The organism is Amycolatopsis sp. VC5-11 (assembly GCF_037034185.1).
GTDB classification, from domain to species: Bacteria; Actinomycetota; Actinomycetes; order Mycobacteriales; family Pseudonocardiaceae; genus Amycolatopsis; species Amycolatopsis nivea.
Genome location: NZ_JBAGKF010000008.1, coordinates 182,001 through 197,518 on the forward strand (window position 1 = coordinate 182,001; position 15,518 = coordinate 197,518).

12 protein-coding genes are annotated in these 15,518 nt (G+C 70.4%); 8 read left to right on the forward strand and 4 right to left on the reverse strand.

Annotated elements, in window-relative coordinates; translation table 11 throughout:
- Nucleotides 1-2: 2 nt before the first annotated feature.
- The gene (locus tag WA670_RS24490; protein WP_336158975.1) at nucleotides 3-2,096 is read left to right on the forward strand and encodes an iron ABC transporter permease; all 2,094 of its coding nucleotides are present in this window, start codon (nucleotides 3-5) and stop codon (nucleotides 2,094-2,096) included.
- Here the strand turns inward: WA670_RS24490 and WA670_RS24495 are convergent.
- On the reverse strand, nucleotides 2,093-3,508 hold the full coding sequence (locus tag WA670_RS24495) for an FAD-dependent monooxygenase (RefSeq protein WP_336158977.1): 1,416 nt from the start codon (nucleotides 3,506-3,508) through the stop codon (nucleotides 2,093-2,095). The two genes, WA670_RS24490 and WA670_RS24495, sit on opposite strands and share 4 nt — an antisense overlap.
- Before the next feature lie 59 nt (nucleotides 3,509-3,567).
- On the opposite strand from WA670_RS24495, the gene WA670_RS24500 reads away from it, so the two are divergent.
- Nucleotides 3,568-4,188, forward strand: a complete 621-nt coding sequence (locus WA670_RS24500; RefSeq protein WP_336158978.1) for a TetR/AcrR family transcriptional regulator C-terminal domain-containing protein — start codon at nucleotides 3,568-3,570, stop codon at nucleotides 4,186-4,188.
- A gap of 75 nt (nucleotides 4,189-4,263) precedes the next feature.
- Nucleotides 4,264-5,466: an FAD-dependent oxidoreductase gene (locus tag WA670_RS24505; protein WP_336158979.1), complete on the forward strand. Its 1,203-nt coding sequence runs from the start codon at nucleotides 4,264-4,266 to the stop codon at nucleotides 5,464-5,466.
- Nucleotides 5,467-5,785: 319 nt separating this feature from the next.
- Here the strand turns inward: WA670_RS24505 and WA670_RS24510 are convergent, their stop codons facing one another.
- Nucleotides 5,786-7,324: a choice-of-anchor A family protein gene (locus WA670_RS24510; RefSeq protein WP_336158980.1), complete on the reverse strand. Its 1,539-nt coding sequence runs from the start codon at nucleotides 7,322-7,324 to the stop codon at nucleotides 5,786-5,788.
- A 187-nt stretch (nucleotides 7,325-7,511) separates the two neighbouring features.
- Between WA670_RS24510 and WA670_RS24515 the strand changes: the two genes are divergently transcribed.
- Nucleotides 7,512-8,183: a FadR/GntR family transcriptional regulator gene (locus tag WA670_RS24515; protein ID WP_336158982.1), complete on the forward strand. Its 672-nt coding sequence runs from the start codon at nucleotides 7,512-7,514 to the stop codon at nucleotides 8,181-8,183.
- Nucleotides 8,180-8,986, forward strand: a complete 807-nt coding sequence (locus WA670_RS24520) for an ABC transporter ATP-binding protein (RefSeq protein ID WP_134734599.1) — start codon at nucleotides 8,180-8,182, stop codon at nucleotides 8,984-8,986. Before WA670_RS24515 ends, WA670_RS24520 begins: the two co-directional genes overlap by 4 nt.
- Nucleotides 8,987-9,062: 76 nt before the next feature.
- Here the strand turns inward: WA670_RS24520 and WA670_RS24525 are convergent, their stop codons facing one another.
- On the reverse strand, nucleotides 9,063-10,286 hold the full coding sequence (locus WA670_RS24525; RefSeq protein ID WP_336158983.1) for an MFS transporter: 1,224 nt from the start codon (nucleotides 10,284-10,286) through the stop codon (nucleotides 9,063-9,065).
- A gap of 107 nt (nucleotides 10,287-10,393) precedes the next feature.
- On the opposite strand from WA670_RS24525, the gene WA670_RS24530 reads away from it, so the two are divergent.
- From WA670_RS24530 to WA670_RS24540, 3 genes are all read left to right on the forward strand, one after another.
- Nucleotides 10,394-11,299 (forward strand): LysR family transcriptional regulator, encoded by a 906-nt coding sequence (locus WA670_RS24530; RefSeq protein WP_037819436.1) that lies wholly within the window; start codon nucleotides 10,394-10,396, stop codon nucleotides 11,297-11,299.
- 79 nt (nucleotides 11,300-11,378) lie between these two features.
- Nucleotides 11,379-11,876: a peptide-methionine (S)-S-oxide reductase MsrA gene (msrA, locus tag WA670_RS24535; RefSeq protein WP_043833708.1), complete on the forward strand. Its 498-nt coding sequence runs from the start codon at nucleotides 11,379-11,381 to the stop codon at nucleotides 11,874-11,876.
- Nucleotides 11,873-12,604, forward strand: a complete 732-nt coding sequence (locus WA670_RS24540) for a DUF427 domain-containing protein (protein WP_336158984.1) — start codon at nucleotides 11,873-11,875, stop codon at nucleotides 12,602-12,604. Before msrA ends, WA670_RS24540 begins: the two co-directional genes overlap by 4 nt.
- Here the strand turns inward: WA670_RS24540 and WA670_RS24545 are convergent, their stop codons facing one another.
- Complete coding sequence (locus WA670_RS24545) at nucleotides 12,605-15,511, reverse strand: MGDG synthase family glycosyltransferase (RefSeq protein WP_442893123.1); 2,907 nt, start codon at nucleotides 15,509-15,511, stop codon at nucleotides 12,605-12,607.
- Nucleotides 15,512-15,518 lie beyond the last annotated feature (7 nt).

A 15,518-nucleotide genomic window follows, 5' to 3' on the forward strand; every position in this document is an offset into this window, starting at 1 on the left:
CGATGACCGCACCAGCCCTCGCACCCGCCCGGCCGTGCGCCGCACGGCGCACCGCGTCCGCCGTCTTCCTGAGCGGGCTCGTCGCGCTGCTCGTCCTCTCCGCCGTGCACCTGCTGCAAGGCACGTCGCACGTCGGGCTCGGCGAACTCCTGCGCGCCGTTTTCCCGGGCACGGACGACGACGCGCGCAGCCAGGCGGTGGCGGTGCTCGTGGCCAGCCGGCTGCCCCGGCTGGCCGCGGCGCTGCTCGTGGGGCTGGCACTCGGGTTCGCGGGCTGTGTGCTGCAGTCGGTGGCACGGAACCCGCTCACCTCTCCGGACACGCTCGCGGTCAACGCCGGTGCGTACGTCTCGGTGGTCGGCGTCGCGGCGTTCGGGATCTCGCTTCCCTTCTACGTCAACGGAATCGTCGCCTTCGTCGGCGGTCTCGCGGCGGCCGGGCTGGTGCTGCTCGTCGCGCGCAGCAGCAGCGGCGGAGCGGCCCGGCTCGTGCTCGCCGGGTCCGCGATCGCGCTGGCGCTGACCGCGCTCACGTCGGTGCTGCTGATGTTGTTCCAGGAGCGGACCGCGGGCCTGTACGGCTGGGGCAGCGGCACGACTGTCCAATCCGGACTGAACCAGGTTTCCCTTGCCGCACCGGTGATCGCGGTCGGCGTCCTCGCTACCCTTCTGCTCGCGCACCGGCTCGACGTCCTCGGTCTCGGCGACGACCACGCGCGCGTGCTGGGCATCGACGTCCGCCGCACGCGCACTTACGCCGTCGTCGTGGCGGTGCTGCTCTCGGCGGTCGCAGTGACCGTCGCCGGGCCGATCGGGTTCGTCGGCCTGTGCGCACCGGTGATCGCGCGGTTGCTGGCCAGCCGGGTGCCCGGGCTCGGCAAACATCCGCTGCTGCTGCCGCTTTCCGGGCTGACCGGGGCACTGGTCGTGGTGGCCGCCGACGTCCTGCTGCGCGCGCTCGTGCCGGCGGACAAAGCGGTTTCGGTGCCGACCGGCGTCGTGACGACTCTTGCGGGCGCGACCGTGCTGGTCTGGCTGGCACGACGGCAGCCGTCCGGAACACCGTCCGCGCGCGGCACGCACGGCACCGTCCGGTCGCGCCGCTGGGTGGCCGGAACCGGTGTCGTGCTGGCGATCGCGCTCGTCGCCGCGGTGATCGCTGCACTCCTGCTGGGCGACCGGATCGTGCTTCTCGGCGATGTCCTGAACTGGCTGCGCGGCGTGTCCGGCACCGAGGTTTCGTTCGCGCTCGACCTGCGCTGGCCGCGGATGCTCGCGGCGCTGCTCGGCGGCGCGGCTCTGGCCGTCGCGGGCGCGCTGGTGCAGGCGATCTGCCGCAACCCGCTGGCCGAGCCGAGCCTGCTCGGCGTGACTCCGGGTGCGAGCGTCGGCGCGATCAGCGTCGTGCTTCTGGTGCCTGGCATCGGAATCTGGCCGATGATGGGTGCCGCGACCGTCGCCGCGTTCGCGACGTTCGCGCTGGTGCACTGGCTCGCCACCGGCCGCGGTTCGAGCGGCCGCGGACTGTCCTCGGACCGGCTGGTGCTGGTCGGCATCGGAGTCAGCGCGGGCGCGCAGGCGATCACGACGCTCGTCGTGGTGCTGACCTCGCCGTGGAACGCGCATCTGGCGCTCACCTGGCTCGCCGGATCGACCTACGGTCGGGAGTTCAGCCAGGTCCTGCCGGTACTGTTGTGCCTGGTCATCGCCCTGCCGATCGCCTTGTCCAGCGCACGGACGCTCGATCTGGTCTCGCTGGACGAGGACGTGCCGCGGGTGCTCGGCGTCCCGCTGGACCGGTCCCGCCTCGCCTTCGCCGCGCTCGCCGCGGTGCTCACCGCCGCAGCTGCGTGTGCGGTCGGCGCGCTGGGATTCGTCGGGCTCGTGGCCCCGCACGCCGCGCGCGCTTTGGTGGGCTCCCGCCACTCGCGCTCGCTGCCGGTGGCGGCCGCGCTGGGAGCGGTGCTGGTGTGCGTCGCGGATACGTTGGGGCGCACCGTCCTCGCCCCGACCCAGATCGCGGCGGGCTTGGTGACCGCGCTGATCGGGGCGCCGTACTTCGGCTGGCTGCTGTGGCGGAGCCGCGCGAACGCCTAGTCGAACCAGGTGTCCAGCGCGACTTTCAACTCGGCTTCACCTCCGGCCCAGGCGATAACTCCGTCCGGCCGCAGCAGAAACGATTCGGTATTCGTCACCGGCACCACCTCGACCCGTTCTCTTGCCAACGCGGCGAGATCGCGGCTTTTCGGATCGAGCACTAAGACACCGCGTCCAGCGCGAGTGTGCTCCGACAGCCGGGTGATCCGTCCGTCATCGTCCACAAGGGACCGATCCGGACCGTGCAGCCCGACTGGTTCTTCAGCGGGATAAGGGAGTTCGTATCGCTCCGCCACGCCGGACAGCAGATCCGAGAAGTACCGGTTCGCCTGCGGCAGATCCATCAACTCGGCGACAATCTCGCGCAGCGCGTCGACGTGCGGCCCCGGCGCGAGCAACGCCGACTGCGCCCGCGTATTGCGCAATACCGCCGCGCCGACCGGGCCGCGTTCGCGGAAGTAACTGTCCAGCAACGTTTCCGGCATTTCCCCGCGCACGACCGCAGCCAATTTCCAGCCGAGGTTCGCCGCGTCCAGCAGCCCGAGGTTGAGCCCTTGCCCGCCGCTCGGCGAGTGCACGTGGGCGGCGTCGCCCGCGAGCAGAACCCGGCCGCGCCGGTAGTCGTCGGCCTGGCGCGCTTGGTCAGCGAACCGGCGGGAATCGCGTACCTCCGTCACGACGACCTCCTCGCCGGTCACTCGTCGGATGGCCGCCGCCAATTCCGCCGGAGTGACCGGACCGTCCGGCTCGCCGTCGCGGGCGAACTCGGTGACGCCAGCCATCCTGCCGCCGTGCAGGAAAGTCCCGCCCGGGTAGCGTCCGGCGGGCGACACCGGCCCGTCGAACCGGACTTGGCCCGCGATTGTCCGCAGCAATGGCGGCGTGCCCGGGAACCCGAACCCGGCGAGACTGCGGACCTTCCCCCGGCCACCGTCGCACCCCACCAAGTAAGCCGCGGTGATCCGCTGTTCTCCTTGCGGGGTATCGACAATCGCCGTCACACCGTCCACATCAGACTCGATTTCCGTGACCCGATGCGCCCGCCGTACCGGGACGCCGAGCGCGTCCGCGTGTCCAGCAAGCAGCCGCTCCAACTCCGGCTGCCAGATGTGCGTACGCGGTCGGTCCTCGTCCGGCAGGAGCTTGTGGATGTTCGCGAAGTGGCCGAGCGAACTGCCGTGATCACGGGCGAAGTCGCGCATTCCCTCCTCGTGCGCCGCGGCCAGCTGCGGTCCGAGTCCGCGCCGGGCCAGCGCCTCCGTCGCGAGCACGCCGATGCCGCGTGCCTTCCGTTCCGTCGCGGGCCGCGCAAGCCGCTCGAGCACCAGCGGCCGGATCCCGCCGAGCCGGAGTTCAGCGGCGAGGAACAACCCGACCGGACCCGCTCCGACGATTACTACGTCTGCATCCATGACTCTCCTTAACTTGTTAAAGACTAGACTGCCCTGAACTAGTTAAGGAGGCAACCGCCGTGCCGATCGAGATCCCCGCCGCGGTCCGGACCGCACTCGCCTTGGTCGACGCCGACGGCCTCGACAAGCTGACCGTGCGCCGCCTCGCCACCGAACTCGGCGTCAAAGCACCCGCGTTGTACTGGCATTTCAGCAGCAAACGGGCTTTGCTCGACCACCTCGCCGACGCCCTCGTCGCCCCAGTCCTGGACGACCTCCCTCCGCTCGACACCCCGTGGCTGCCCTGGCTGGAACAAGCCGGCACCGCCCTGCACGCCGCCCTCCTCGACCATCGAGACGGCGCACGCATCGCACTCGGCGCAGACCTCCGGACCGCCCGCTCGCTGGGCGAATTCGCCGAGCAAGCCGTCGACGTACTGCACCGAGCGGGGTTCCTGCTCGCCGACGCGACCCGCTGCGCCGGGGTGTACGTGCACTTCATCCTCGGCCGCGCCGTCGAGGACCAGACCTGGCCGGACGATCTCGAGGCAACCCTCGAAAGCATCCCGTTTCCGCTGATGGCCGCGGGATTACGGGAACGACAGGCAGCCGGAAGCACGGTCGAGGACGACTTCGGCTACTCACTCGGCATCCTGCTAGCCGGTTTAGCAGCGACACTTCAAGGTGCAATGACTCACTAAGTTGTACTGTTGCACTTTTTGCATGGTTGCACCTATGCTCGATGCCAGACCACACCGGCACGAGAGGGGAAGACCATGAACGAGACACCGCGCACCGCCATCGTCGGCGGCGGCCCGGGCGGGCTGCTCGCCGCGCACGTCCTGCACGGCCACAGCATCGCCGCGACCGTGTACGACGCCGACACCGCCGTGGACTCGCGAGATCCCGGCGGCACGCTCGACCTGCACGCCGACAGCGGCCAGATCGCCCTGGAAGACGCCGGGCTGCTGCCGGCCTTCCACGAACTGGCCCGCGTCGAAGGCCAAGCCATGACCAGACGCGACCACCACGGAACCCTGCTGAAGCAGTTCACCCCCACCGACGACGACACCGCCGCCCCGGAAATCGACCGCGGCCAGCTGCGCAGGATGCTGTACGAGCGGCTCGCACCCGGCACCGTCCACTGGGGACACAAACTCACCGACCTGACCACCGAAAACGGCGTCCACCGCTTGCACTTCGCCAACGGCTCCACAGTGGACGCCGACGTCGTAATCGGCGCGGACGGCACCTGGTCAAAGGTGCGCCGCCGACTCACCGACGCCCATCCGGAATACCTCGGAGTGTCCTTTTTGGACGTCCGATTCGACGACGTCGAAACCCGGCACCCGGAAATCGCGGCCTTGGTGGGCAACGGACAACTGTTCACCGCTGACGGCGCCGGCCGCGCAGTGATCGTGCAGCGCAACAGCAACGGGGTGATCCGCGGCTACGTGGCTTTCCGCGCCGAAGAGGACTGGGCCGCACGGGAAGGCGTCGACCTGACTGACCGCACGTCGGTCCGCGATTACCTGCTGCGCGAATTCCGCGGCTGGGGTTCGAAGGTGCTCCCGCTGCTGACCGACAACGACGGCGATTACGTGGCACGCGCGTTCACCGCGCTGCCCGCTCCCCTGACCTGGGAACGTGTCCCCGGCATCACCGCAATCGGCGACGCCGCACACGCAATGGCCCCGTTCGGCGGGCACGGCGCGAACCTGGCATTGCTCGACGGTGCGGAATTGGCGCACGCACTGCACGAGGAGCCGGATGTCGAAGCCGCGTTGACCCGCTACGAGACCGCGATGTTCGCCCGGACCGGTCACCTCGCCGCCTCCGCGAACGCCGCACTGCGCGGCTTCTTCGCCGACCAGCCGGAGGGTGGCGCGCAGGACGTTCCGGATCGGGAGGAAGAACTCCGCGCTTACGAGGCGCGGGCTGCTGAGTACCGCGCTTCACGCACGCCCGCTGCTCGCTAGCCCCGCTCCCCTGTTACGGAGTTTCCTATCGCTGGCCGCCAGTCACGGAACACCCCACCGCCGAACACTCGCCACGCAACTCCCCACCGCCGCCGAACGCCCCGCCTCGGAACACCTCGCGCCAAACGCCGTGAGGGGACCCCTCAGGGAATCTGATTCCCTCAGGGGATCCCTCACGGACCTTCCTACGGCGAGGATTTCTCCCGCTCCACGGCTGCCGCCGGAGTCCCCCACGAACCTCGCGGCCGCCCGGGCCGACTGTCCGTGAAGGGCTCCTTGCGGGACTCAGATTCCCTCAAGGAGCCCTTCACGGCGTTCGTCAGGAGCGCTTGCGGCGCACCGCCACTGCCGCCACCAGCGCACCGCCGATGAGCAGCAGCGCGCCGCCTCCGATCAGGTAGCCGCGGATGTCCGCGCCGGTCGACGCGAGCGGGCCCTGGTCGGACGGGCCGGTTCCCGGGGCCACGCCGCCGGAGTTGTCGCTCGTGGTCGTGATCGGGGCCGGGGCTTCCGACGACGAGCTGGACGTCGTCGGGCTCGTGGTGCCGGACGAGGACGTCGGCTGTGAGCTCGAGGACGTCGGCGCGGTCGAGGAAGACGTCTCCGACGGGCTGGTCGAGGTCGTGGTGGAGCTGGTCGAGGTGGCACTCGACGAAGTCGTGCTGGACGACGTGCTGCTCGTCGGCTCAGTCGTCGTGGAAGAAGTCGAGCTCGTCGGCTCAGTCGACGTCGTAGTGCTGGACGAAGTCGTGCTCGTCGGCTCCGTGCTCGACGTCGTGGTGCTGGAGCTAGTCGCACTCGTCGGCGCCGTCGAACTAGTAGTCGGAGCGTCGCAATCCGGCAGATCGCCAGTGAACGGATAAGCGTGGAACTCCTGCCCGCCTGCAGCGCCCTCCGACGTGTGCAGCAGGTTGCCCGCGGTGAAGAACCGGCCGTTGGTGCCCGAGGCGGTGACTGTCGTGTCGCTGGCCGGGTTGCCGACCAGCACGCTGCCCTGGAACTGCGCCTGCCCGGCGATCTTCACCTTCGACGCGTCCGGGAAGTTCCACAGCAGCTTCTCGCGCAGGTGGTTGATCGGGTCCTGGTCGGCGAGGTCGCCGGTGTAGGTGTTGATCACCCGGTTGCCGCCGACGAGGTTCACCAGGACCGTCGCGCCCGCCGGGATGCCGGCGAATTCCAGGCCCTGCATGCCTCCGCCGCGGTTGGTGAGGTCGAAGTCGACGTTGAACACCTGCAGCGCGGACTTCCCGTCTCCGGTGAACAGCGTGCGGTAGCCCTCGTTCTTCGCCGTCCCGGTCGCCGCGGATTTGCTGTAGCAGGTGCTGGCTTCCTGCAGCTGCGGCCGGAGCTGTTTGTACGGGTCCGCCGCGTTCGGGTCCTGCTTCAGCGTGCCGGTCACGGTCCCGGTGACGGTGCCGCCGTAGCGCACGACGCCGCCGTCTGCGAGGAGCCGCTGGTTCGGCGCGACGGTGACGTTCTTGCCGGTGGTGAGGAAATCGGCGCCGTCCGGCGGGGGCACGCGCGAGCCGACGCCCGCGATGCCGACGTTGTAGACCGCGGACGCCCCGGCCCGCTTCGCCATGTCGAACCCGCCGAGCACGACGACCCGGCCCTCGGCCTCGGCCGCGCCTTCGCGCACGAGGAAATCGCCGCCGGCGAAGACGTTGATGCCGTTGTCCCGTCCCGCGAACGGCCCGTTGTTGACCGGCGGGTACTTCTCCGGGCAGGCGTCGCCGACGCACGGGCCCAATCCCCCTGGCAGCGGAGCGGCGCTCGCGCCCGGACCGGCCACGAACGCCACCGCACACACCGCCGCGGCGATCGCTCCGCCGACGACGGCCATTTTCCTGGCACGCATGCGGCCGATCCTCACCCGGACCGGGCAGAATACGGCACTCGAAACACCGTAACCCACCCGAACGGGTCAGAAAATCCCCGACTCCTCAGACAAGTAGACTAGTGACGCTCCACACTCGACACCCCGCCGGAAGAATGTCCCGCAGTAGCCTCGCTCCTGCCGCCCCGTCCGACCAGAAAGCCCTCCGATGCCCCCTCTCGTGCACCGGCACCCGCTCGCCGCGCAGGCCGCCGAAGTCCTTCTCGGACGCATTCGCGCCGGCGAATGGCCGCTCGGCCACAAATTGCCCGGGGAAACGACTTTGGCCGCGCAACTGGGCGTCGGCCGGTCGACGCTGCGCGAGGCGATCCGCGAATTGGCGGGCAAAGGCGTGCTGGATTCCCGCCAGGGTTCCGGGGTTTTCGTGACCGCGCTGGACGTCGCCGAGGATTGGGACGCGGTGCTGCGCCGCGCGACCGTCGGCGCGGTGATCGAGGCGCGCATCGCCATCGAAGCGGAAGCCGCCGCCCTCGCCGCGCACCGGCGGACGCCGACGGACCTACGCGCGATCCGCCGCGCGCTCGCCGCCCGCGCGATCGGCGACCCGGACGTCGAACGCCTGGTGGACACCGACACCGCGTTCCACCGCACCGTGCTCGTCGCCGCGCACAACGACGTGCTGATCGAATTGTTCGACAGTTTCGTCCCGCGAATCCACCGCGCCATGACGGACATGCTGCGCGCCCGGCCGATCACCGCCCCGGAAGAAGACCAAGCCGCGCACCTGGCGCTCGTCGAGGCGATCGCGGACAAGGATGCGTCCGCCGCCGCGGAACTGAGCCGGGCGCACCTGACCGCCTTGAAGGAGGCACTTTCGTGAGCGAGGTCGTGCTGCAGCTGACCGACGTCGTGTTCCGCAGGCAGGGCAAGGAAATCCTGCACGGCGTGAACCTGACCGTGCGAGCAGGCGAACACTGGGCGCTGCTCGGCCCGAACGGCGCCGGCAAAAGCACGATCCTCGGTTTCTGCGGCGCGGTCACGCATCCGACCACAGGCACCGTCGACGTCCTCGGCGGACGGCTCGGCCGCGTTGAACTGCAGGCGCTGCGCCGCAGCATCGGGCACGTCGACCCGCGGCATCCGCTGCGTTCGCCGCTCACCATCCGGGAGGTCGTGCTGACCGGCGTCACCGGGAGCATCGACACGCCGCCGCGCTGGCAGCCCACCGCCGCGCAGCTCGCCCAGGCCGACGAACTCGTCGACCTGCTCGGCCTGGCCGGCAAGGCGGGCGAACGCTGGCCGACGCTGTCGCAAGGCGAACGCGGCCGCGCCCTGATCGCCCGCGCGCTGATCAGCGACCCCCGGCTGCTGCTGCTCGACGAGCCGTCCACCGGGCTGGACGTCGCGGCCCGCGAGCAGCTGCTCGAAACGATCGACCTGCTCACCCGGACCCATCCCCGGCTCGCCTCCATCGTGGTCACCCACCACCTGGAAGAACTGCCGGAAACGACGACGCACGCGTTGCTGATCGCGGACGGTTCGGTGGTTTCGTCCGGGCCGATCGACCAGGCGGTGACGACGGCCAGCATCAGCCGGGCGTTCGGCCACCCGATCCGCGTGGACCGCCACGACGGCCGGTGGAGCGCCCGCGCCGCCCGGACCCGCTCCACCGAGGTCGCCTGACCCGGGCCACTGTCCGTGAAGGGCTCCTTGCGGGAACCAGATTCCCTCAAGGAGCCCTTCACGGACTTCCGGCGGCTCAAGCGGTCCGCAGCACCCGCCAAGCCGAGAACCCCAGCAGCACCAGCTCCGCCGCCGAAAAGCCGACCAGCGCGAGCGGGCTCGGCACCCACAGCAGCGTCATCCCGACCAGCAGCACCGGCACCACGAGCCCGGCGTAAGCCGCCAGGAAGATCCCGGCCAGCACCTCGCCCCGGGACAGCGGATCAGCCAGCGCCGCCACCGTCCCGACCGCGGCGCGGAAGCCGAGCCCCATCCCGCTCCCGGCGATCACCGAGCCCGCCAGGAACAGCGCCAGCGAGGGCAGCAGCGCCGCCGCCGAAAGCACCGCCAGCCCGATCGGCATCAACACGAAACCCAGTCGCAGCTGCGCCCGCGACGCCATCGACGCGAAGACCACCTGCGCCACCGCCGCCGCACCCAGCATCGAGCCCGCGGTGACCCCGGCGAGCATCCGGCTGTGCTCGTGCAGGCCTTCGGCGAGCAGGGTCGGCGCGAGCGACATGAACAGCCCGGTGATCGCGAACGCGGCGAACACCCCGATCGCCGCGCCGACGAACGCCGGCCGCGCCCCGGCGGGCAGCGACACGCGCTGCGGCCGGTAAGCCGGGCGCTCCTCGCGCCGTTCGACGGTCTCCGGCACCAGGCACACCGCGAACGCCGCCACCAGCAACACCACCAGGAACACGACGAACGTGCTGGTCAGCGGGCCGTCGATGTACTGCGCGAAGACGCCGCCGACCACCGGGCCGAGCCCGAGGCCGCCCATGTTCACCACGGTGGCGATCAAGCCGGAGCGGCCCAGGTCCTGGTCCGGCCGGGTCACCGCCCGCAGCTCGGACAGGTGCGCGGTGGCGGTGGCCGTCAGCGCGCCGATGCCCACGCCGCAGACGAACCGCGCGATCAGCAGGCCCGGGACCTCCGGCCAGAGCAGGAACAACACCGCCGACAGGGCCTCGGCGAGCGTCGAAGCGAGGATCACGCGGCGGCGGCCGAGCCAGTCGCTGACGTGCCCGGCGAGGTAGAGGCTGGCCATCACGCCGACCGCGTACGCCGCGAAAATGACGGTGACCAGGAACGTCGGGAACCCGTCCCGCTGCTGGTAGAGCGCGTACAGCGGGGTGGGCACGGTGGAAAACGCGAGGCACGCGGCGAACGCGAAAGCGATGATCCGGAACCCCCAGCCGTGGCTGACGCGCCATCCGGCCGGGGCGGTGAGAGCGGGCGGAGCTGTGGTGACCATGTCGACCTTCCAAGCGGGAACCTACCCCTGAAACGATCCCCCGCCCCACTCATCAAGTCCAACGAAAAGTGTTGGTCATAGTTATCGTGATCCGCGATAATTGGGACATGGAGACGCGGCAGCTGGAGTACTTCGTGGCGGTCGCCGAGGAGCTGAGCTTCACGCGGGCGGCCCAGCGGCTGTTCGCCACGCAGTCCACGGTCTCGGCGACGATCCGCGCGCTGGAGACCGACCTCGGCGCGACGCTGTTCGACCGGTCTACCCGCCGGGTCGCGCTGTCAACCGCGGGCGCGCTCTTCCTGCCCGAGGCGAAAGCCGCGCTGGAATCGGTGGAGCGGGCGCGCGAGGTGGTGCAGCAGGCGTCCGCCGGTCTGCGCGGAAGCCTCCGGATCGGCACGCTGACCAGCATGAACGCGTTCGATCTGCCGGTGCTGCTCGGCGCGTTCCACCGCAGGCACCCGCTGGTCGACCTGCATCTGACGGTGTCCCTCACCGGTTCGTCCGGCCTCGCCGACGACGTCCGTCACGGCAGGCTCGACGTCGCGTTGCTCGGCCTCTCCCGGGCCGAACTGGGCGGCCTCGACGCGACGCAGCTGGCCAGCGTGCCGTACTACGCCGTGCTGCCGGACAGCCATCCGCTCGCCGGACGCGAGCAGGTCCGGCTGCCGGAGCTGGACGGCGAACTGTTCGTCGACTGCCCGCGCGGCTTCGGGAACCGGCTGGCGGTCGACCGGGAGTTCGCCGCGCTCGGGCTTACGCGCCGGGTGACCGCCGAGGTCGCCGACCTGCGGACGGTGCCGCGCTACGTCGCCGCCGGGCTCGGCGTCGCCGTCCTGCCCGGCACCGCCCGGCTGGACCATCCGGGCGTCGTGTCGATCCCGCTCGCCGACACGTCGCTGACCTGGCCGCTCACCGTCGTCGTCTCCGCGAAGCGCCCGTCGTCGCAGGCCCTGCGGACGCTGCTGGACCTGTTCGTCGCGGCCGCGGCGGAGGGAGATATTACGGAGTTCTGACCGGGCCCCCGGCCACCGGAATAGCGACCGGCTCCGCGGCGTCATCCTGTACACGGAATCCCCGATGGGAGAGAAGGAAATGACGGAAAAAGCGATCCTGGCCGGCGGATGTTTCTGGGGCATGGAGGAGCTGTTCCGCCACCAGCCCGGCGTGACCGCGACCCGCGTCGGCTACAGCGGCGGCGACGTCCCCCACGCCACCTACCGCAACCACGGCACCCACGCCGAAACCATCGAGGTCACCTACGACCCGGAGCAGACCGACTTCCGCGCCCTGCTGGAGTTCTTCTTCCAGGTCCACGACCCCAGCACCAAGAACCGCCAGGGCAACGACATCGGCACCAGCTACCGCTCCGCCATCTTCTACACCACCGACGAGCAAAAGCGGATCGCCGAAGACACCATCGCCGACGTCGACGCCTCCGGACTGTGGCCCGGCAAGGTCGTCACCGAGGTCACCGCGGCGGGCGACTTCTGGGAGGCGGAGCCGGAGCACCAGGACTACCTGCAGCGTTATCCGCACGGCTACACCTGCCACTTCCCGCGCCCCGGCTGGAAACTCCCGAAGCGCGGATGACCGATTACCCAGCGGCGGCAGTCCAGGCCGGACACGTCGAACCGGTCCCCCGGCGAGTGCGCGGAGTGCTCGCCGGGAAGACCATTGCGGACAGCACGCGGGCCAAATACGTCTGGGAATGGCCCTACTATCCGCAGTTCTATTTCCCGCTCGACGACGTTCTCCCCGGCGCACTGGTCTCCGGAGACGACGGGCGGTTCTCGCTGCGCGTCGGCGAGGTCGAAAAGCCTGCTGCCGCTTGGGCAAACGACTCTGTCCTACCTGGACACGTCCGGTTCGACTGGGACGCGCTGGACGCCTGGTTCGAAGAGGACGAACAGGTTTTCGTCCACCCGCGCAATCCGTACACGCGAGTGGACGCTTTGCGCTCGACGCGACATGTCCGCGTGCGGTTGAACGGAGTGACGCTGGCGGAATCGTCGTCGCCGGTGCTGCTGTTCGAAACCGGACTCCCGACCCGGTATTACTTCAACCGCACCGAAGTCGATTTCACGCATCTCGTTGCCGAACCCGGCATGGTCACCGCCTGCCCGTACAAGGGCGAGACGTCCGGCTACTGGTCCGTCCGCGTCGGCGACGTCCTGCACGAGCACCTCGCGTGGACCTACGCCTACCCGGCCGCGGCCGTCCAGCCCATCGCCGGACTCGTGGCGTTCTACAACGAGATGATGGACATCGAAGTCGACGGCGAACTTCTTCCCCGCCCGCGCACGCACTTCTCGCAGTGACTACACCCGTCCGAACGCCTCCACGACCGCAGCCGCCAGCCGGTCCCCGCGCGCCTCTTGTCCGGCGGGCACCGTGATGCAGACGGTGAACCGGTCCGCCCACGTCATGATGCCGACCGCCACCGGGACTCCGGGAGCGAGCGACAAGACCGGGTAGACAGTGCGGACGAGCGCCCCGTTGAGCACCACCGGCGACCGAGCGCCGGGCAGCACCGAGGCGATGACGCTGAACCACGTGCCGCGGTAGACGAGCTTGGCCGCCCGGCGATGCAGCGCCGGCGGCAGAATCCCGAGCACGCGCACGACAGCGTTGCCCGCGCGGGGCGCACCGTGGCCGACCTGGTCGGACAGCATCCGGTCGGTCGCCCGCACCCGTTCCGACAGCGACATCGCGCCGGTCGGCAGGTCCACCGAAGCCGCGCCGGTGTGGTTGCCGAGCTGACGGAAGGTCCCGGTGTCGCGGACCGACATCGGAATCAGCACCCGAAGCCGCTCCGGCGCGGTCCCGCCCAGCTCGCGATGCAAGGCCTCGGCGACGAGCGCGAGAACGAGGTTGGTCGTCGGCACCCCCGCCCGGCGCGCGGCCTTGCGGACTTCGGGGGCGGAGAGATGCGCCCGGGCGAAATGCCGTCGAGGACTGTCGATCCGCTTGTCCCAGCCGACTCGGGGCGCGGCGCCAGCGCGGGCGAGAGTCCAAACGCCGCGCGCCAACTCGGCGGCTTGGCTGCGTTGGCTCGGCTTGGCGCGCGCGGACTTGGCGGTGCCGGAACGACTGGCCGGTTCCGCTGGCCGCTCAAGCCGGTGCCACACGGGGCTCGCCGCGCGAGCGAGCGCGGCGCGCACCGGTGCCGCCAGGCTGGCAAGTGCCGCCCGCACCGCACTCCGCTCGGGGTGGGACCCATTGCGCCCCAATGTGGCGTTGGGTGCATGCGACGCACCCAACGCGGCATTCGGTGCGCCGGACGCACCCAAAGTGGCGTTCGGTGCATGAGACTCACCCAACGCGGCATCCGCAGCGCCCGACGCACCCAAAGCGGCGTTAGGCGCGTGAGACTCACCCAACGTGGCGTCCGCTGCGTCAGACGCACCCAACGCGGCGTTCGATGCGTGAGACTCACCCGAAGTGGCATTCGGCACGCCAGACGCACCCGACGCGGCATTCGGCACGCCAGACGCACCCGACGCGGCATCCGGCACGCCAGACGCACCCAACGCGGCATCCCGTGCGCCCGACGCACCCAATGTGGCATTCGGTGCGTCAGATGCACCCAATGCCACATTGGGGCGACGCCACCACCCCCGCCGCCGAGGCACCGGCACCGGCGTCAACGGTTCTTTCCCCCGAGCCTGCCCCACCAGCGCGCTGATCACCGCGATCCCGTCACTCGCCGCGTGGTGCAGCGCGATCAGCAACGCCCCCTGCTCCCCCTCGATCCCGGTCACCAGCCGGGCCCGCACGGGATGTTCCGGGGACACCGGTTCCGAGAAGAACGCGTCCATCTCCCGCGTCAACGCCGCGTCCAACGGCGCTTCCGGGCCGATCCGCACGGAAGTCAGCACGTCCGCGGACGTCCGGCCCGGGTCCTCCTGCCACCGTGCGCGCCATAACCGGCTGCCGGGCAGCAAGCGCGTTCGCAAGCCGGGGGTCGCGGCGAGCAGATGCTCAGCGTCCACGTGGGTGACCGGTGTGCCGTCCGCCTTGGGATCGAACAACAAGACCGCACCGACCTGTTGCGGCACCTCCGGCGTGGCCACGTGCACGAACAGCGCGTCCTCCGGCCGGAGCCGCTGCGTTGGCGGGTTCAGCGGCGCGGAAACGAGCGATTCCAGCGCCTCCACCAGCGGAGTGGCCGTTTCGCAATGCCGCGCGACCGCTTCCGCCATCTCCTTGAGCCGTTCCGGCTCCGCCAGCAGACCGCGCACGGTCTCCGCCAGCTCACCGTCCTTTGTGGACACCAGGGCGAGCCCGGCGGCGGCCATCAACCGGGCGTTCGCCTTGCCATGCGCGGCTATCGGGCGATGCATCAGCACCGGGCGCCCGCACGCCAGCGCCTCCAGCGAGGTCGCCCCGCCCGCGTTCGTCACCACGACGTCCGCCGCCAGCGTGTACCGCTCCGGCTGGTCCGTCCACCCGACTACGTGCAACCGCGGTTCGCCCAGGGCGCGCAGCCGGGCGGCCGCCGCGTCGTTGCGGCCGCAGATCGCGATCGGCGCCACCGACGGATCCGCCGCCAGCAGTTCGCGCACCGTCGTCTCGATCTCGCCGAAACCCAGTGAGCCGCACGAAACCAGCGGCACGAACGCGTCCGGCGGCAAGCCCAGTTCGTGGCGCGCCGCGGTCTGGTCGCCTGGCCGGAACACCGCGCGCACCGGCGGCGCGGACACCCCGACGTGCGCCGACGGCGACGAGCGCAGCGCGGGCGCGACCGCGACGTCGTGCATCACCATGGTGAGATCCGCCGCGCCGTAAACCCAGAACGGATGCGGAGCGAAGTCCGAAACCCACGCACCGATCGGCGCCGGCAATTTCCCTTTGCGGCGCAGCCAAGCCAGTCCCGCAGTGCCCATCGGATACGTCGACAGCACCAGATCCGGCGCGAATTCGGCGATCGGTTTCGCGAGCCGCCTGCCGCACCACGCGGCGGTGAACCAGCGGGACGCGGCGGCGAACCACGGAATCCGCCAGATCGCGGCGTAAAAGAACTCGTACAGCCACGGGACGCTTTCCACATTGGCGACGTAAATCCGCTGGAAAAGCCCCTCGAAACCGGGACCGAGCCGTTCGAGCGCGTTGACCCACCGCACGGTCGCGTCCGGCCATCGCTGCCGTATCGCGTCCTCGAGCGCGCGCCCCGTCGCGTTGTGCCCCTGCCCCATGTTCGCGGACACGATCAGCACGCGCTCCAACGCTGCC

Excerpts from the sequence above, each read along its gene's own strand:
- WA670_RS24490 (WP_336158975.1), top strand. The coding sequence starts at position 3 with ATGACCGCACCAGCCCTCGCACCCGCCCGGCCGTGCGCCGCACGGCGC.
- WA670_RS24495 (WP_336158977.1), bottom strand. The coding sequence starts at position 3,508 with ATGGATGCAGACGTAGTAATCGTCGGAGCGGGTCCGGTCGGGTTGTTC.
- WA670_RS24505 (WP_336158979.1), top strand. The coding sequence starts at position 4,264 with ATGAACGAGACACCGCGCACCGCCATCGTCGGCGGCGGCCCGGGCGGG.
- WA670_RS24510 (WP_336158980.1), bottom strand. The coding sequence starts at position 7,324 with ATGCGTGCCAGGAAAATGGCCGTCGTCGGCGGAGCGATCGCCGCGGCG.
- WA670_RS24515 (WP_336158982.1), top strand. The coding sequence starts at position 7,512 with ATGCCCCCTCTCGTGCACCGGCACCCGCTCGCCGCGCAGGCCGCCGAA.
- WA670_RS24525 (WP_336158983.1), bottom strand. The coding sequence starts at position 10,286 with ATGGTCACCACAGCTCCGCCCGCTCTCACCGCCCCGGCCGGATGGCGC.
- WA670_RS24530 (WP_037819436.1), top strand. The coding sequence starts at position 10,394 with ATGGAGACGCGGCAGCTGGAGTACTTCGTGGCGGTCGCCGAGGAGCTG.
- msrA (WP_043833708.1), top strand. The coding sequence starts at position 11,379 with ATGACGGAAAAAGCGATCCTGGCCGGCGGATGTTTCTGGGGCATGGAG.
- WA670_RS24540 (WP_336158984.1), top strand. The coding sequence starts at position 11,873 with ATGACCGATTACCCAGCGGCGGCAGTCCAGGCCGGACACGTCGAACCG.